At 33.8% G+C, this 17,513-nt stretch carries 17 protein-coding genes and 1 pseudogene; 4 read left to right on the forward strand and 14 right to left on the reverse strand.

Annotated elements, in window-relative coordinates:
• Positions 1–19 precede the first annotated feature (19 nt).
• Positions 20–142 (forward strand): transposase, encoded by a 123-nt coding sequence (locus tag BKP37_RS20010; protein WP_169823106.1) that lies wholly within the window; start codon positions 20–22, stop codon positions 140–142.
• 494 nt (positions 143–636) lie between these two features.
• Here the strand turns inward: BKP37_RS20010 and BKP37_RS08570 are convergent, their stop codons facing one another.
• The 3 genes from BKP37_RS08570 to BKP37_RS20015 all read right to left on the reverse strand — a co-directional run bounded on the left by BKP37_RS08570 (position 637) and on the right by BKP37_RS20015 (position 3,238).
• Positions 637–1,611: an aromatic acid exporter family protein gene (locus BKP37_RS08570; protein WP_245712474.1), complete on the reverse strand. Its 975-nt coding sequence runs from the start codon at positions 1,609–1,611 to the stop codon at positions 637–639.
• 492 nt (positions 1,612–2,103) lie between these two features.
• On the reverse strand, positions 2,104–2,850 hold the full coding sequence (locus tag BKP37_RS08575; RefSeq protein WP_071309198.1) for a DUF2161 domain-containing phosphodiesterase: 747 nt from the start codon (positions 2,848–2,850) through the stop codon (positions 2,104–2,106).
• Between the two features lie 232 nt (positions 2,851–3,082).
• A complete protein-coding gene (locus tag BKP37_RS20015) occupies positions 3,083–3,238 on the reverse strand; it encodes a hypothetical protein (RefSeq protein ID WP_169823107.1) in 156 nt (51 codons plus the stop codon).
• A gap of 28 nt (positions 3,239–3,266) precedes the next feature.
• Here BKP37_RS20015 and BKP37_RS08580 point away from each other — a divergent pair, with 28 nt between their 5' ends.
• Entirely contained in the window at positions 3,267–3,668 is a 402-nt protein-coding gene (locus BKP37_RS08580) for a hypothetical protein (protein ID WP_071309199.1), read from the forward strand.
• A 59-nt stretch (positions 3,669–3,727) separates the two neighbouring features.
• On the opposite strand, the gene BKP37_RS08585 is transcribed toward BKP37_RS08580, so the two are convergent.
• The 9 genes from BKP37_RS08585 to BKP37_RS08625 form a co-directional block, all read right to left on the reverse strand.
• On the reverse strand, positions 3,728–4,324 hold the full coding sequence (locus tag BKP37_RS08585) for a polysaccharide deacetylase family protein (protein ID WP_071309200.1): 597 nt from the start codon (positions 4,322–4,324) through the stop codon (positions 3,728–3,730).
• A gap of 57 nt (positions 4,325–4,381) precedes the next feature.
• Positions 4,382–6,022, reverse strand: coding sequence for a GMC oxidoreductase (locus tag BKP37_RS08590; RefSeq protein ID WP_071309201.1), 1,641 nt, complete (start codon positions 6,020–6,022; stop codon positions 4,382–4,384).
• A 209-nt stretch (positions 6,023–6,231) separates the two neighbouring features.
• Positions 6,232–8,175 (reverse strand): CoA-disulfide reductase, encoded by a 1,944-nt coding sequence (cdr, locus tag BKP37_RS08595; RefSeq protein WP_071309202.1) that lies wholly within the window; start codon positions 8,173–8,175, stop codon positions 6,232–6,234.
• 69 nt (positions 8,176–8,244) lie between these two features.
• Complete coding sequence (locus BKP37_RS08600) at positions 8,245–8,529, reverse strand: rhodanese-like domain-containing protein (protein ID WP_071309203.1); 285 nt, start codon at positions 8,527–8,529, stop codon at positions 8,245–8,247.
• A gap of 25 nt (positions 8,530–8,554) precedes the next feature.
• Positions 8,555–8,917, reverse strand: coding sequence for a rhodanese-like domain-containing protein (locus BKP37_RS08605; RefSeq protein WP_071309204.1), 363 nt, complete (start codon positions 8,915–8,917; stop codon positions 8,555–8,557).
• A gap of 126 nt (positions 8,918–9,043) precedes the next feature.
• Complete coding sequence (locus BKP37_RS08610; protein ID WP_071309205.1) at positions 9,044–9,304, reverse strand: metal-sensitive transcriptional regulator; 261 nt, start codon at positions 9,302–9,304, stop codon at positions 9,044–9,046.
• Positions 9,288–9,692: a rhodanese-like domain-containing protein gene (locus BKP37_RS08615; RefSeq protein WP_071309206.1), complete on the reverse strand. Its 405-nt coding sequence runs from the start codon at positions 9,690–9,692 to the stop codon at positions 9,288–9,290. The genes BKP37_RS08610 and BKP37_RS08615 overlap by 17 nt, the downstream gene beginning before the upstream one ends.
• A 20-nt stretch (positions 9,693–9,712) precedes the next feature.
• Positions 9,713–10,105: a rhodanese-like domain-containing protein gene (locus tag BKP37_RS08620; protein ID WP_245712475.1), complete on the reverse strand. Its 393-nt coding sequence runs from the start codon at positions 10,103–10,105 to the stop codon at positions 9,713–9,715.
• A gap of 462 nt (positions 10,106–10,567) precedes the next feature.
• The gene (locus BKP37_RS08625) at positions 10,568–11,011 is read right to left on the reverse strand and encodes a hypothetical protein (protein WP_071309207.1); all 444 of its coding nucleotides are present in this window, start codon (positions 11,009–11,011) and stop codon (positions 10,568–10,570) included.
• 416 nt (positions 11,012–11,427) lie between these two features.
• Here BKP37_RS08625 and BKP37_RS08630 point away from each other — a divergent pair, with 416 nt between their 5' ends.
• Positions 11,428–12,522 carry a tyrosine-type recombinase/integrase gene (locus tag BKP37_RS08630; protein WP_071309208.1) on the forward strand — a complete coding sequence of 365 codons (1,095 nt, stop codon included), beginning with the start codon at positions 11,428–11,430 and terminating at the stop codon, positions 12,520–12,522.
• 523 nt (positions 12,523–13,045) lie between these two features.
• On the opposite strand, the pseudogene BKP37_RS08640 reads toward BKP37_RS08630, so the two are convergent.
• Positions 13,046–16,018, reverse strand: a pseudogene (locus tag BKP37_RS08640) (Tn3 family transposase).
• Positions 16,019–16,164: 146 nt separating this feature from the next.
• Here BKP37_RS08640 and BKP37_RS08645 point away from each other — a divergent pair.
• Positions 16,165–16,740 carry a recombinase family protein gene (locus BKP37_RS08645; RefSeq protein WP_071309210.1) on the forward strand — a complete coding sequence of 192 codons (576 nt, stop codon included), beginning with the start codon at positions 16,165–16,167 and terminating at the stop codon, positions 16,738–16,740.
• 208 nt (positions 16,741–16,948) lie between these two features.
• Here the strand turns inward: BKP37_RS08645 and BKP37_RS08650 are convergent, their stop codons facing one another.
• On the reverse strand, positions 16,949–17,452 hold the full coding sequence (locus BKP37_RS08650) for a hypothetical protein (protein WP_071309211.1): 504 nt from the start codon (positions 17,450–17,452) through the stop codon (positions 16,949–16,951).
• Positions 17,453–17,513: the final 61 nt, after the last annotated feature.

A 17,513-nucleotide genomic window follows, 5' to 3' on the forward strand; every position in this document is an offset into this window, starting at 1 on the left:
AGGTATCAAAGATCATACTGTGGCCAGCATTATTGCCGAAATTGGTACAGACATGACTCAATTTCCTTCCTCAAGACACCTTGCATCATGGGCAGGAGTAAGTCCTGGAAACAATGAAAGTGCTGGTAAAAAAAAGTTCTAAAAACATTCAAGGAAACCCACATATAAAAACAGCACTTTGTGAAGTAGCCTGGGCAATATCAAGATCAAGGAAAACAGCTATGTCATCAGTTTTTTGGACTCTCTCTGCAAGAAGAGGAAAGAAAAAGGCTTTACAAGCAATTGCACATAAAGTTCTAAGAATTATATACACGTTACTACTCAATAAGCAGAATTATTCAGAACCCGGATTAGCTAAATAACTAGTAACTATGAACGAATATGCTGTTAGGGGTGTCTTAAAAAAAACATTGTAAGCACCCTTTATTTCCTATTGCCTTTTTTGTTTAAAAAGTTCTTTCAAGCCTAACCTACTTCCTTAATAACACGACTTTAGCTTTTTTATTTTCACAGAAAAAGCGCAAGGCGCCTGGAGCTAGACAGTTTTTAAGTTAGAAATTTATAAATTATGATTATGTAAAATAAGGTACAGAGAAATCTCTGCACCATTACCTTGTAAATTATATTAAAAATTATTTAATTATATGCCATTTTTTTACGACTGGCATTCATTTTGGTTGTAATAGAAAGATAATACTCTAATTCTCTTACTATTAGTAGTAAATGCGCTCTAGCTTCAAATGTCTCCCAAGTTTCTGGTAGAGGAACTTTTTTGAAATCTTCTTCCACTCGTTTGAGTTTTTTTAGACAAATAGTCTTGTCTGTATTTGAGTGAAAATAAGAGCTAACAAATTCAATAAAGTCGGCAATAAGATATCGTTGTTCTACCATTGGGTGAATATGTTCCATATTAAGTATTAATCTCTCTAATATTTCCATTTGTTTTTCTCGAATGGTGAAATACCGATAATAATAATCATCTTTTTTAGAAAGTTGATTTTCTAAATTTCGATAAGCAAGAGATTTTGCCTCTCTAATTCCCTTTACAGAATCCGTAATTTCTTGTTCTGTCCAAAGCTTTTGATTGGTCCTTAAATATTCAGCGATCTCACTAATAATATGTTGAATGTTCGTTTCAACTTCTTCTTGTTTCTTTTGTAACTCCCTTTCTAAGTTTGGCATATAAAGATTTACTAACAACGCCGATCCTACTCCTATCAATACCAAGGCAATTTCATTTAATACAATTGACCAAGAAACTTGCCCAGTCAGATAAATATGCAAAATGATAACCGTACTCGTTACCACTCCTTCATTAATTTTAAGAAAAACAGTTGTAGGGATAAAAAATAGTAGTAAGAGTCCGATAACTGGAGGAGAAAAACTTATACCTTCGAAAAAAACATACGTAAAAGGAATCGCAAGCATACAGGCCATAAACCTAGCTGAGGCGCTCTCTAATGATTTTTTCTTGGATGTTTGAACGCAAAGTATCGTAATGATTGCGCTAAAAACATAAAACTGCAAATCAAAATATTGACCAATGGTAATCGCAATAGAGACTGCAGCAGCTGTTTTGATGGTTCGAAAGCCTATTTTGTATTTCATCATAGCAAGGACTCCTTTTTCTTCGAGATATGTAATAAAGTGAGTGATATTTCCTAGTATTTTTTTGGTTTCTGTCCATTAACATTAATAAATTAGTGCACTACTAAATCTCAATACATTTTGTAAATAATCTCACACAACTTGTAACTTTGTTAATTGTTGAAATGATTATAGTACAAAAAAAGTAACGATAACTACATTTCCATTAGAAAATCTAACACTCTATTTCATTAGTGAGAAAAGAACAAGATACCTATTTAGGCTTTAGCTCTTTAGTTTCGTATATTATTCGCAGTGGAAGGCCTTTGACAGAAGCCTCTCTTTGCTTCTGAAAAGGTAAGAAGTGACCGAGATCGTAGGCTGCTTGCGCTAGACAGGTTCCAAGTTAGATATTTATAAATTCTGATTATGTAAAAAAACAGAAACACACTTTGTGTTCCTGTTCGATCTCTCGTTAATTTTTAATTTTTTATCACCTTTATTTATAAAACCACACTAATTTTCTCCTTTATTCACATCGGTCTTATTCATTATTTCTAGATAATAAGTAACAAGCTCAGGATACTCTTTTATGTCTTGTTTTCCTTTTTCACTAATGATATATGTACCCCTTTTAATTCTTTCAAACCATTGGTAAAAGTTTTTTGTTAAAATAGAAGAAGTTTTCGCTCCCGCCCCCATTTCAACTAATCTTTTCGGCGATAATGGTCCGAAATTTTCTAAATAACATGCAATTTGTATGCAGTTCTCTTTATAGGCAGTCATAATTTTCGTTCGATTACTCCCACCTACATTATAATCTGCACTTCTGCCGTTAACTTCGGCTAGTAAACTTTTTCTTTTTTGTTTGTTTTGACGTGTATTTTTACTCTGACTAAATGGAGTCGGATGAAAGATAATTTCTGCTTTTTTACGATTACTAGTAAATGATACAATAATTAATCCGAGCTCAAGCCTTCTAATTAAATGACATAGATCTGTCCAACGTTTGGATCGCAAGCTGTATTTCGGTTTAGGTACTGCGACATAGACAAACTCCGTTAACCGCTGCCGTTTTGTGGCTTGGATAAGGAGATCAACATTTAAGGTGAGTTTTAATTCGATAACAATTAATTCATCTTCTTTGACAGCGGCAATGTCACAGTCATTAACTTCGCCATAAACCTCATATCCTTCTTTTATAAAATACGTTTGGATTGGTTTATATAAGTCAACTTCTAATAGCTTTTTCTTCTCTTTCATAATATATAAACACCAGCCAATTCTAAAAAAATGATTTACGCTTCATCCCTCAATTTTATCATTAATGATTGACTTATGGGGCTGTATATCCTAGTTTTCACTTTTCTAAGTATGTATTTTTCTATATTGTTAAACTTCTCAATCCTTTTCGGTATATTGTCCAATAAATTTTAATAAAAATCTAATAAAGGGGAGGTTTGATATTTTTAATATAATCAGAATTTATAAATTTCTAACTTGGAAACTGTCTAGCTCCAGGCGCCATCGGCTCGATCACTTCAGACCTTCTCTTTCGGTCAAAAACCCGACCGCTACGAGCAGGTCTTCCAGTGTTTGTCGCCGATAGGCGGGCGCCTTGCGCTTTTCTTGTGATAACACGAAAAAACATGACTACTACCTATTTGGAGTGAGAGTTTATGGACCTTGAAACTTTTATAAAACAAGTAAAACAAGAAAAAACAATAATATTCGGTGATAATATCAATTCGTTTGAACAATTAATAGTACAAAATCGTAAAGATAATAAGAAACAAATAATTTTGGTGTACTATTTATTATCAGATCAAAAAATGACCAGAAGCTTCTTTCATGCTTCAGATTATTTACTATCATTGAGAAAGTTACGAGATCAACTCCATTTAGCTTTGATTCGCATCAAAAGAAATCCAAATCATGGTCCTGAAGCAATAAAAATTGCTAATTTACTTTTAAAACGAGTTTTTAGAAAACAAAGTGTATGCCTTCACCATTCCTCTAATGACATAGTACTTCAGATGGAGCAGTTTCTATATCAAATTACTGATGAAAAAAGCAGCTAAACGACTATAAAAATAGGTCCTTTAGCTGTTTTTCATTTTTTACCTGACACCAATTTGGTCTATAATAAAGTAAATTCAAACCCTTTATCTCTAATGTTATCAATAAGCTCCGGAAGAATAGAAACAGTTTGTTCCAATTCGTGAAGTAAAATGATTGAGCCATCTATGATATGATCAACGACATTACAAACAATTTTATGAGGAGTGTGTTTATTTTCCCAATCATAAGAGGTAATTTCCCACATAATTGGCGTTAATTCAAATTCTTTTAAAATTTCCATTGTATCTTCGTTATATTGACCAAATGGCGGGCGGAAATATCCTACCTTTGATCCAGTCACGTTTTCTATAATCCTTATACTATTATTTATTTGACGAAATTGTTCACCTCGGGTTAATTTCACTAGATTTTTGTGATTGTGAGCGTGCGAAGCAATCATATGGCCTTCATCTATCACCCGCTGCCACGGTCTCTCTTGATACAATAATTTGGATTGCCAAAAAAATATTGCTTGAACATTCTTCTCTTTTAAGATATTCAATATCGTATTTAAGTGCCTGCTCGGACCATCATCAAAAGTAAGTACAACTTTCTTATTAGCTTCTTTTACCTGTTTCAAGTTTTTTATCCAACGTTCATCTTTTAGATCGTACACGATCCCCTCAGAAACTACTCATGGATTTTTCATGTTTCTAATTCCAACTCCCATTTATTAATTAGTTTGTGTAATATAATCAGCTGTACGAAGAGCTAATGCCATGGTTGTTATAACTGGGTTTGCGGCCCCAGTGTTTCGTAATATACTATTATCAGCAACAAAAAGTCCACGAACATGATGAACTTGCCCGTACTTATTTGTAACCGAAGTTTCAGGATCATCCCCCATTCTACAAGTTCCCATCTCATGATAGTCAAGCCCAGGTGGTCGTAAAGATATTTCTTCGTCTTTCTTTCCATTTATGATTTTTAGAGCGTATTCCATTTGGTTATGAATATAAGAAATTAATCGATAGTCTTTTTGGCTATATGAAAAATTAACATCAATTGTCGGGTAGCCAAATCTATCTTTTTTTGTTGAATGTAGCATAACTTTATTTTCGTACCTAGCTTCAACTTTTCCGAAACCTTGTAGAAAAAAAGGAATTCTATCTTGCTCAGGCAATTGATTTTTATAATAGAAAAAAAAGCCACCTAAACCGTATAATTGAAGTTGAAATGGAATTTCCCTCGTCTGTGGAACTAAAATTCCGAGATTCCCAAAATTTTCCGGTAAGTCAAAGCGATTAAAACTACCGTTAACTTCTAAAAAAGAATGATTTACTAGATAATGCCCGATTGCTTTTCCTTCAATTCCTGAATTTAATAAGATTCTTGGAGTTTCAAGTGCACTAGCTGATAAAATGATGTTTTTTGCTCGAATAATATAGGGTTGACCCTCTGGAGTTACAACTTCTATCCCAGATATTTTGTCATTATTTACGATAACACGTACTCCTTTAGTATTAATTGAGAGATCAAATGGATTTAGTTCAAGTGACCTTGCAAGAAAATCTATCGAACTAAAGTATACATCCGATTTGATTGTACCAAACTTTGTCTTTGAAATGTCAGTGGCTATCGGTACTCCAGTAGCCTGAGGGAAACCATTTTCCCTTAGTCTTTTTAATGTAATATCTGTTATAGAAGCATCTTTTGTAAAGTCGTTAGTTACCCCCATAACCCTCTCAAGCTTATTATAATACCCAATTAAATCATCATAAGAAATTGGCCAATCATTAATTGGAAATTCTATTTTATGCATTCTTGGTGTAACGGCAGACCAAAATAAGGTTCTTCCACCTAAAGCATAAACGATTCTCGCTCCAGGAAATTCGGGAAGTTCCCAACCTACCGGGGTGCTAATATTCGGGTTTAAGAAGTACTTAGGAAATCTTTCATTTTCCAAGGTGGAAATATTATGCGCGTGTGTCGGTAGTAATAATCCACCAGCTTCTATCATTCCAATTTTTTTCCCTTTTTTACTCCATTGTTCACATACACGGTATAGTGCTGCTGACCCACCAGCTCCACTACCTACGATAAGAACGTCATATTCTTCAAGTACCATTTTTTCAATTGAAGTCGTTGGTATCCAATGATTAATAAATTCTTCTGGCATTTTCGGATAGCCAAATGGAGGAATTTTGAAATGATTATTTATTTCAGGGGGAATATACACTTTCATATTCGTGATATCTCCATCTGGATCACCAATATGAGCATTAACTCTTAATAATGAATGCATATCTATATTTTGTGAATGAGCAATTTCCCTCAATGTATCAGTACTTTTAGCAATTATTATTTTCAACATTATTCCCCCCCCACTTTACGGACTCTTTTAATATTTATTTAAAAAAAACCAAAATATACATATTATAAATACTTTAATTTAGTATTAAGTCTAATTACCTAATAAACAAAAAAACGCTAAAATATAGCGTTTTCTTAGTATTATATAATCAGACTACATGGGGTCCCATTTTCTGTTGTTCTTCCTATTTCGAACACCATTCTGTAATATTAATCTATTTTTTGAATATACGTTTTCACCATCTTTTTTTCATTTAATTGCTTGAAAATTATATAACCATTGTACTCACACCAAGTAGATAAATCTTTTATAAAGTTGACATCACTAGCTGTTATTTCCAAAATTTGTCCATCCATCATTTCATTCATTGCTTTCGATACACTCATAATCGCGCCTGGGCACTGAATACCTGTAACATCTATTGAAACATCTATTTCCTCTAATTCTTTTTGTCTAATAGCTACACCTTCATCGTTCGTTATAGTAACATGATTGGCAACATTAGTATGACTGAAAACTGAAGAATAAGTTTTCCATCCACCGTCCAAGTTTTTCACGTTAAAACCATTTTCCTGTAGTATTCGAGTAGCTAAATAACCACGTAATCCAACCTGACAGCTGACATAAATCGTTTCATTTTTTGGTAGTTCAGCTAACCGATCACGTAACTCATCAAGCGGTATATTTTTTGAACCTTTGATATACCCCATTTCTAGCTCTATTGGATTACGAACATCTATTAAAGTTCCACCATTAGTAACAATTTCATCGATCTCATTCCATTGAACTGTTTCAAGTACTCCTTCAACGATATTTGTCGCTACATAACCAGCCATATTAACTGGATCTTTCGCAGACGAATACGGAGGTGCATAGGCTAACTCTAAATCGACAAGATCCATTACTGATAAATTTCCTTTGATGGCAGTAGCAATTACGTCAATTCGTTTATCGGCGCCGTCTTTTCCAACTGCTTGTGCCCCGTAAATTTTTCCCGTTTCTTTATCAAAAATAAGTTTTAAGGCAATCGGACTTGCTCCGGGATAGTAACCTGCATGCGACCCAGGATGAAGATGGACAACTTGATAAGGAATACCCAAACGTTTTAACGTTTTTTCATTATTTCCAGTCGTAGCTACGGTGTAATCTAGCACTTTTGCAATTGAGCTACCAAGAGTACCTTTGTATTGAACGTTTTTCCCATAAATATTATCTGCCACTATTCTTCCTTGACGATTTGCTGGCCAAGCAAGTGGGACCATCGTTGGTTGTCCGTTAATATAATCTTTCACTTCAATTGCATCACCAATCGCGTAAATGTTGGAATCATTTGTTTGTAAATAATCATTAACTTGAATTCCACCACGTTCTCCTACATGTAGCCCGGAACGAACCGCTAGTTCATTTTCAGGACGTACACCAATAGAAAGGATGATCATATCTGTTTCAATTTCTTTTCCGTTTTGTGTCACGACCTTTTTTCCTTCATTTCCAAAAGAGTTTACTCCGTCACTTAAAATAAGGTTAACCCCTTTTTCCTCTAAGTGTGTGTGAATGATCGATGCCATTTCATAATCAAGAGGTGCCATCACTTGATCGGCCATTTCAATAATAGTCACGTCTAGGCCACGTTCATATAAATTTTCAGCCATTTCTAGGCCAATAAATCCACCACCTACTATGACAGCACGTTTCGGATTTTTATGATCAACGTACGATTTAATTCGATCAGTATCTGGGATATTTCGTAACGTAAAAATTGCATTTGCTTCTTTTAACCCTGGTATAGGTGGGACAATCGGGCGAGCTCCTGGTGATAAAACTAATTGGTCGTAGCCCTCTTCATATTGCTCTCCTGTACGTAAATCTTTGACAGTTACAGTTTTGTTGTTACGGTTAATATCAATAACTTCATTTAAGTTTCGAATATCTAATTTAAATTTATTAGACATTCCTTCAACGGTTTGAACTAATAATTTTTCTCGATCTGTGATGATTTCACCAATGTAATATGGTAATCCACAGTTAGCAAAAGAAATATGTTCACCTTTTTCAAACATGATAATTTTAGACGTTTCATCTAATCTTCTTAAGCGAGCGGCAGCTGTTGCGCCACCTGCGACACCACCAACAATGACGATTTTTTTACTCATTTGTTGTTCCTCCTTCAAATTTCATTTTCCACGCTATACACGTATGGGTATAATAAAAACTAAAAAAAATCAAACCACTTTCCCTTTCCAATCTAGCATACCACCAGCCATATTAATGACATTGTATCCATGACTAGAGAGGAACCGTGTAGCTAATGAACTTCTAGCCCCTGAATGACAAACGATGATATATTCAATCGATTTATCTAAGTCCTGCATATTATATTCAAGAATGCTAAGCGGGATATTGATGCTACCAGGTATTTTACCTGTTAGAACTTCGTCAGTCTCTCGAACATCGATGATACTTGGATTTTTTAATTTGTTAACTTCTGTTGATCTGATTTCCCTCATGAAAACACACCCTTTATATATAAAATTAGTACCATGAACTCATACCGCCCTTAACATTTGTAATCTGTTGAAAACCCATTTTCTTTAACAATTTTGCTGCTTTATTACTTCGCATACCACTTTGGCAGATAACAACAACTTCTTTATCTTTCGTTAATTTTTCGGACTTTAGAGTTAATTCATGAAGTGGAATGTTTTTAAATCTTTTTATGTGGTTGCTAGTAAATTCCCCTAAAGTGCGAACATCAACAAATTGAATGTCTTTTCTTTTTAGTTTCGTTTTTAATTCTTCCGTTGTAATTTGATTAACACCCTTAACCGGTACGAATCGATTGAATAAAAATATACCAGCAATAACAACGAGTACTACGTTTATAATTACATCCATTTATTTCACACCTTCTCATTCGTTTTCTTTAACCTATACTCGTATAGGTAATTCGTAGACGAAAAAAAATTTTAGTTTAGTAAATTAGTTACATTACTAATCCACTTTCCAAGAAACCGCTAACCTTTATCTACTTTTTACGAGTAGGTTAAAGGCTTCTTGAATAAACGCTTCAGTCTCTTCACCTTTCTCAACATGCTGTCTGACGCAGTGCTCCAAATTTGAACTAACGACTAAACCTATCGTTCGATCTAAAGCACTTCTAGCTGCAGACATTTGTATGACTAGTTCTTTACAGTCTTTCCCTTCTTCCATCATTCTTGAAATAGCTTTTACTTGTCCTTCAATTCGTTTAATTCTATTTTTCATTTTATCCGTGTAGTCCATGTATGTCCCTCCTCTTCGTACAAATTTGTATATTGGACTTTTTATTTGGATGATGAATTAAATAGAAGCCATTTATTTTAATCCCTTTTCTAAGTAAGAAGCGACTACTTATGTTTACATCTACAATATTTGAAGCAATAATGTATACACCTTTTGAGTTTAACCCTCGATAGTTCCTCTTTAAGTAAGCCAAAGGAATATTTATCGTTCCTTTTATTTGATGATGATGATGAGCCAATTGATAATCTCTAATATCAAGAATGTATGCATTGTTTGTTTTAACTATTTTATCTAATTCGATACATTCTATCCCTTTAACCGGAAAATGTCTTCTGTATAGATAGTAAACCGTAAGTAAAATAGTTACACTAATAATCGTGAAATACATCATTTAATCACCTATTTCCCTTATTTCACCACTTCACCTTTCCAATCAAGAATCCCACCCTTTACATTGACCAAATCTTTGTAACCAATATCTTTTAATATATTAGCAGCTTGCAAACTTCTGTTTCCACTACGACAAAAGATAACAACTGTTTTCTCTTTAGGAATTATGTCATAGTTATTTTCTAACTGACTTAGCGGAACATTCACCATGCCGTTAATATGTCCATTTTTAAATTCATGCGGCTCACGAACATCAATATAAACTATATCTTCTTGATCATCGTTCATGCGCATTTCAGCTAATTGATCAGTATTAATTTGCGCAATTCCTATCGTTTGGAATTGCTTATAGCCAAAAAATAACCCTAATAGTAAAAATAATAAAATCAAATGATAATATTTTTTGATCACTGGATAACTACTCCTCTCGTCATTTGTGATATTTTCATTTTATACCTAAGGGGGTATAAAGTCAATAGGGAGGTCTAATCATCATTCAGAGCACCAATCAATGTATGGTTGGTGCTTGTCACTAACTTAATTAAGGAAATCTAGGAACTGTTAAGGAGAGTGAGTTATTTTTTTATTCGAGGGATTTCTTAAGGAACTTACCTAGACATGAAAAGTAATAAATTATCTTCATTCTTGGGTCAAATTTAATAATTTTTCTTAAATTTGTTTGAACCTAAGCATTTACACATCCTTAATTGTGAATATAGATTATACATTAATAAACAATGAAATAAATATTGAATTTAGGTTGGTGGGTTCGGTTTAAATGAAGAGAGTACGAGGAATAAAACATTTTATTAATTAAGCTTGAATTTTTTTCGTAAGAGTGAAAATGGTAAATAACAGTACTTACTAATAAAATCATTGAGAAGTCTCAGTCTTGACTTCAACATCAAATAATCTCTGGTTTAATACTTTTATTTGGTAATCTTTTTGATCTACTTGTTTTTTTACATGCAGTAACATGCCAACAATTGTTTCTTCCTGATGCTTTTCGATGCGGAAAACCGCTGTTTTAATTTCTTTAATATCGCATTTCATAGTAGAAAAATCGGTCTGTAAATTCTTCATATCGCCTTTTATAGTAGAAAAATCGGTCTGTAAATTTCTCATATCGCCTTTTATAGTAGAAAAATCGGTCTGTAAATTTCTCATATCGCCTTTCATAATAAAGATTTCATCTTTAATATTGTTGATATCTCCTTTTATGTTATGGAGTTCACATTTCATTTCAGATCGTAGGCTATTTAACTGATTTTCTGTTTTTGCTTGTCCATCTAAAATTTTTAGTAGCAATTCTTCCATGTTCATTCACCTCCCTTTTAATTATATCATATCATTATTTTACCTTAAATCATGATTATAGTAATATAATCTAACCTATTATTCTTATATTTTACAATTTGTCCCTTTCACTATTTGTTCTATCTTGTATCCATAAAATAGCTAGTTTAAAAAACAACGATCAATGACGATTTAAGAAGGGGATTGGAAAATGAATTTATGGGCTCAAATTCAGTGGTTCCGCTATCTCCACAAAATTGGCTACTTTTTAAACCTTCATGGTCACCAGCTCCCCTAATTTGTTGAAACCATAGAAAAAACCAACCCACCTATTAACGCCACTTACTACATAGTTACAAACACGACCTCAACGTTCTGTGAAATAACTATTTCACAGAACGTTAATTTTACGATAAACTAGACTTGAGGTGATAATAGTGTCATTGTTTGCAAAATTAAATGCGATTCGATCGGAAGAAAAAAATACGAATCATTTCCAACATAAAGCATTGAAAAATGAATATAACCGAGTTGAGTATTTACCGTTCTTTATTCAAGATTATTTAATTAGTAGAATTACACTTGGATATTCAAAGGCAACGATTCAACGTTATATTTATGATTTTTGTGATTTTTTTACATATGTAATGAAACAAACTGAAAGTAAACTTGAAGATATTATTAAACTTAATTTAGAAGATTTTTTAAAACTAGAAACGTCCTCTGTACAACTTTATGTAAGTTATCTATCTTTAGAAGTTGAAAATGAAGCGCGGACGATTAATAGAAAACTATCAGCATTACAATCGTTATTTGATTATTTCATTGAAACAGAAAAAACAGTAACTAACCCAGTTACAAATGTGAATAGACCGAAAATAGGAAAACGCGAACCTGTATTTTTAACACAACGAGAAGTGCGACAATTACTAGAATATATAAAAACTGAACAACCTGATAAAAGTCGGCGAAAACAACTTTACCATGAAAAACTAAAGCAACGTGACTATCTTGTATTTTATTTGTTAACAACAACAGGACTACGAATTTCTGAACTTACTGCTTTAAAAATGAAAGATATACAGTTTGAGCGCCAAACGTTAACTGTACGTGGAAAAGGAAATAAGGAGAGAACAATTCCAATTACGTGTGAAACGATAATGACGATCGAATTTTATTTATCGTCACTTCCCTCTTCATCAAAAAGAGAAAATTCAAGCGATTCACTAATTATCGGCTATGACTTTAAAACAAATTCATATACAGAATCAGTGACTTTAAGTGCGTTACAGAAAATGATTCAACGTACGATTGAGCGAGCAAAAGCAGACGTTCCTATTTTAAGAGACAAGCCAATAACCGCACATAAGTTAAGACATACATTTGCGACTGCATTAATTGAGAATGGTGTTGATGTGTTGACGGTTCAAAGTTTACTTGGTCATGAATCGGTTGCAACAACGCAAGTATATGCCCATGTGCAAGATCATACACGAAAACAAGCAATTGAACGTTTAAATTTTTCGTTATAAGAAACTAATCAGTAAAAAAACTTACCATTGTTTGGTAAGTTTTTTTACTGATTAGGAATAAATGATTTCGTTTTCATTGTACGATTTCGACGAAATAAAGAAATTTCATGTAAAGTCATTTACATTATTTTCTAAGGATTGATATAATCAAACAAACCTCGCTTGCAGCCTCTAATGTAATACCTCATTCGAACTTCCAACACAAAGTTAAAAGAAAGGTGTGCTAGAAATGAAAAAGTTAATAATCTGTGATTGTGGTAGTGGTAAGTATAAAGAGTTTTGTTGTCCAACACATACAAGGGTCTGGTCAATATCTGTTAACAATCCGAATGAACATGAAGAAATGAAAAAGAAGATGACCATCAGCTCAGAGTTTCATATGCGATACCGTGGCCTTTTCGAGTTTTATGGTGATGATCTAATATCGTATAAACTTCAGTGTCTTAATAGGGGTAGCGTCAGGAAAATGCGGATTTACAACGCTAAGCCCGTTTCCCTGACGATTCCCCCGTTTTTAACAACGTTAAGAAAGCTTTAGTGGTCTTAAAGTATCTAATGAGACCATTTTCTCTGAATTAAAATGGTATTCTCCTAGTAAATTAATATGTTCCCAACCTAAAGGTGACATATGGTGCAATAATTCTTCATTAAAACTACCTGACCGTTTTTGATATTCTACTGCCTTTGTTAGATGTAAAGTATTCCAGATACTGATGGCATTGATAATTATGTTTAAGGCGCTGGCTCTTTGCAATTGATGCTGTATGGTTCGTTCCCGAAGCTCGCCTTGTTTTCCGAAGAAAATAGCTCTTGCCAATCCATTCATGGCTTCGCCTTTATTCAATCCTCTTTGTATTTTTCTTCTTAAAGATTCATCCGAAATGTAATTTAGAATAAAGATTGTTTTTTCTATTCGGCCCATCTCACGTAATGCTGTAGCTAGGCTGTTTTGTCTTGAATAGGAGCCTAGTTTCCCCATAATAAGAGATGCTGAGACTGTTCCTTCTCTAATTGAATGAGCTAATCGCAAAACACCCTCATAATTTTCTTTAATGACCTTTGTATTTATTTGTCCACGTAAAATACCTTCTAATTTTGGATACTCACTTGCTTTATCTATGGTAAATAATTTTGAGTCAGATAAATCTCTTATTCTCGGAGCAAATTTAAATCCTAATAAATGAGTCAGTCCGAAAATTTGGTCTGTGTAACCGGCGGTGTCTGTATAATGCTCTTCTATGTTTAGATCCGTCTCATGGTGCAATAATCCATCCAAAACATGAATCGCATCCCTTGAATTTGTATGAATAATCTTTGTGTAGTAAGAAGAGAATTGATCACTAGTAAAACGGTAGATGGTGGCTCCTTTTCCAGTCCCGTAATGTGGGTTTGCATCAGCATGAAGTGATGAAACACCTAGCTGCATTCTCATACCATCTGACGAGGATGTTGTACCGTCGCCCCAATAAGAGGACAACTTTAATTTATGATGGGAATTTACTAATATGGCTTGGGCTTTATTCATGGCATCTTCATACATGCGCCATTGAGCTACATTGGCTAGTTGCTTATATGTAAGTCCGGATGTGGCTTCGGCCATCTTGCTCAAGCCAATATTCATTCCCATTCCTAAAAGGGCAGCCATGATAATGATTGTTTCTTCCTTATCTGGTTTTCGATTATTGGAAGCATGAGTGAATTGCTCATGAAATCCTGTTATATGAGCCACATCCATGAGTAAATCAGTTAATTTTATTCTTGGTAGCATCTGATAAAGGCTTGCGCTAAATTTCTTTGCTTCTTCTGGAACATCTTTTTCTAAGCGTGCAAGTGAAAGCTTTCCTTTTTCAAGAGAAACGCCGTCTAACTTGTTGGAATTGGCAGGGGCAGCTAACCACTTTAATCTTTCATTAAGGCTCTTGGTTCTCTCTATCATATAATCTTCGACTGATAAACTGACTGATAATCTCATATGCTCCTTCGTTTGATTCCATGTATCTTCCGAAAACAGATATTCCTCAAAATCTCTATATTGTTTGCTGCCAATAATGGAAACATCTCCCGCCCAAACATGCTCCCGAAGTTCTGTTAAAACAGCCATTTCATAGTAATGACGATTTATTGTTGTGCCATCATCCTCATATAAATGCTTTTTCCAACGTTTTGAAATAAAATCCACAGGTGAGTTATCAGGTACTTTTCGCTTTCCGGATTCGTTCATTCCTCGGATGATCTCAACAGCCTTTAAAAGTGGCTCATTTGCCTTTGTGGAGTGAAATTCCAATACCCTTAATAACGTTGGCGTATATTTTCTTAGTGAATAAAACCGTTTTTGCAGTAAGTCTAAATAATCATAGTCGGCAGGACGTGCAAGATCCTGGGCCTCTTTCACCGAAGAAACAAAAGAATTCCATTCAATAATGGATTCTAAAACCTCAAAAACGTCTAATTTTTCCTTTTTTGCTTTGATTAAAGCTTGTCCGATGTTCGTAAAGTGTATAACCTTCTCATTCAGCTTTTTACCGTTTTGTTTCTGAATTTCTTCTTGAGCCTTACGGCCTTTTGATAACAGACTGAGTATTTGTCTGTCATGAATTTCAAAAGCCTTATCCGTTAACTCCTGAGTAAGATGTAATAAATAGACGGTTAATATCGAATATCGTTTATTTTCTTGAAAGTCACGGAATGCATAAGGCTCATATCTAGAACCTAAGCGAGACTACTGCAACAGGCGGTTGCGGTGCAAATGACTAATTTGTACCGTTTCCAATTCCATTCCTCGTACATATTTGAGTCGTTCTATTACTTTTAGAAATGTTTCGGGTGAGGGATGACCCGGTGGTTCCTTTAACCAACCCAATATCGTTTTATTAGATTCAGATGGATGCTGCGAAGTAATAATCTCTTCAAGCTTTGTTTTTTGCTCATTTGTAAGAGATTTACTAACCGTATTAAATAACTTCTTTTCAGCCATTGCCCTTGCTTCCCACACCATTCTTTCAAGTGTAGTGATAGCAGGCAGTATAATTTTGTTTTTTCTTAGAAAATCTATGCATTCATGCAGTAGATGAGTGGCATCACCATTTTCCAAAGCTAATTGATGAAGGTACTTAAATGTCATTCGATACTCACTCAGGGTAAAAGTTACAAAGTCGTATTCACTTCGAATTTCTTTCAAATGATCCCAAAGTGTATTTTCTCTTTGAGGATAATGACCAAGCGAGGATGGACTAACACCAATCTGTTTCGATATATATTGTATGACCGAATCTGGGATGCTTTTGATATGAGTGTATGGCCAACCGGGATACCGAAGAACAGCTAATTGAATGGCAAACCCTAAACGGTTTTCTTCCCTCCTTCGCTTATTAACTATTTCTAAATCACGTTTGGAAAAAGTGAAGTAGGTCCCCAATATCCATTCATCTTCAGGGATTTGCATAAAAGACTGTCTCTGTTCCGGTGTAAACAATTCTCTACCTCTCGCAATTTTCATTCAGCATCATCCCGTTTCTGTATTTTTCAATTTATTAGTTCAATTAGATATCAATAGAGTGTACTCTATTGATACAAGTATAGTAGACTGATAAAATCATAGTTAAGAGTGTCTCATAAGACTTGTCTCAAAAACGGGGTGAAATTTTGCAGAAAATCGGTTATATACGCGTCAGCTCGACTAGCCAAAATCCTTCAAGACAATTTCAGCAATTGAACGAAATTGGAATGGATATTATTTATGAAGAAAAAATTTCAGGAGCCACAAAGGATCGTGAACAACTTCAAAAAATGTTAGAGGATTTACAGGAAGGTGACATTATTTATGTTACAGATTTAACTCGGATCACTCGAAGTACGCAAGATTTATTTGAATTGATTGATTTAATACGAAATAAAAAGGCAAGCTTAAAATCACTTAAGGATACATGGCTAGATTTATCAGAAGATAATCCATATAGCCAATTCTTAATTACGGTAAGGGCTGGTGTTAACCAATTAGAGCGAGACCTTATTCGTATGCGTCAGCGTGAAGGAATTGAGCTCGCAAAGAAAGAAGGGAAGTTTAAAGGACGGTTAAAGAAATATCATAAGAATCACGCAGGAATGAATTATGCAGTAAAGCTGTATAAAGAAGGGAACATGACTGTAAATCAAATTTGTGAAATTACGAATGTGTCTAGGGCTTCATTATATAGAAAGCTATTGGAAGAGAACAAATAATCATTTCTTATTCCATTAAAGGTCCGTTTATTGAACAATAAGTAAAATGGTGACATATATTAAATCTAATATGTATCACCATTTTATCTTTTATAACTTTGTATAATTTAGGTCTTGATAATGTAAATAAAACAACTCTAATGTGACATAACATCAGTAGGTTATCCTATTGATAAAATAGCGATTTTATAATTTTAAAGTCACCCCTTTATCGGTTGTTAACAATTTTAGATACCATTACACTGTCCAAATATTCACTAAAACCAAATTCTATGTTTACTTTTTTTGTCTTATCAAAGTATCCTATAATTTTTTGCCCTGTATCTTCCCTTTCATAATAATTCTCACCGTATGCATGTATTACGTTTTCTTTTGAGCTACCTAGTTCTATGCCCTTCTGTGTTTTAAACTTATTGTTTGTATAAAAATATCTTACAACTTTATCATTCACAATCTGAAATTCTATGTCATTGTATTCAAGATATTTAGAATTATTGTTTTCCACTTCTCTAACAGAATCAGGGTCTCCAAAAGCTTGTCGTACCTTATCTTCCTGTGAATCTAAAGAAATTGAATTTACTTCTTCAGACAAGGTGGTACTCTCAGTGTTGTCATAGAATTCCATTCTATCAGTCGTTCCACATCCGGTTAAAATAACAAAAAATATTACTAAAACTAATGATACTTTGTATTTTAAAAAAAACTTAAACATAAGCAACGTCTCCCTAATATAAGATATTTGATTTTAATCTTTTTTACATAATACAACAAAA

Source organism: Anaerobacillus alkalilacustris, from assembly GCF_001866005.1.
GTDB classification, from domain to species: domain Bacteria; phylum Bacillota; class Bacilli; order Bacillales; family Anaerobacillaceae; genus Anaerobacillus; species Anaerobacillus alkalilacustris.

Bases quoted from the DNA above. Each gene is read 5' to 3' on its own strand.
- BKP37_RS08570 (WP_245712474.1), bottom strand. From the start codon at position 1,611: ATGATGAAATACAAAATAGGCTTTCGAACCATCAAAACAGCTGCTGCA.
- BKP37_RS08575 (WP_071309198.1), bottom strand. From the start codon at position 2,850: ATGAAAGAGAAGAAAAAGCTATTAGAAGTTGACTTATATAAACCAATC.
- BKP37_RS20015 (WP_169823107.1), bottom strand. From the start codon at position 3,238: ATGTTTTTTCGTGTTATCACAAGAAAAGCGCAAGGCGCCCGCCTATCG.
- BKP37_RS08580 (WP_071309199.1), top strand. From the start codon at position 3,267: ATGGACCTTGAAACTTTTATAAAACAAGTAAAACAAGAAAAAACAATA.
- BKP37_RS08590 (WP_071309201.1), bottom strand. From the start codon at position 6,022: ATGTTGAAAATAATAATTGCTAAAAGTACTGATACATTGAGGGAAATT.
- cdr (WP_071309202.1), bottom strand. From the start codon at position 8,175: ATGAGTAAAAAAATCGTCATTGTTGGTGGTGTCGCAGGTGGCGCAACA.
- BKP37_RS08600 (WP_071309203.1), bottom strand. From the start codon at position 8,529: ATGAGGGAAATCAGATCAACAGAAGTTAACAAATTAAAAAATCCAAGT.
- BKP37_RS08605 (WP_071309204.1), bottom strand. From the start codon at position 8,917: ATGGATGTAATTATAAACGTAGTACTCGTTGTTATTGCTGGTATATTT.
- BKP37_RS08610 (WP_071309205.1), bottom strand. From the start codon at position 9,304: ATGGACTACACGGATAAAATGAAAAATAGAATTAAACGAATTGAAGGA.
- BKP37_RS08615 (WP_071309206.1), bottom strand. From the start codon at position 9,692: ATGTATTTCACGATTATTAGTGTAACTATTTTACTTACGGTTTACTAT.
- BKP37_RS08625 (WP_071309207.1), bottom strand. From the start codon at position 11,011: ATGGAAGAATTGCTACTAAAAATTTTAGATGGACAAGCAAAAACAGAA.
- BKP37_RS08650 (WP_071309211.1), bottom strand. From the start codon at position 17,452: ATGTTTAAGTTTTTTTTAAAATACAAAGTATCATTAGTTTTAGTAATA.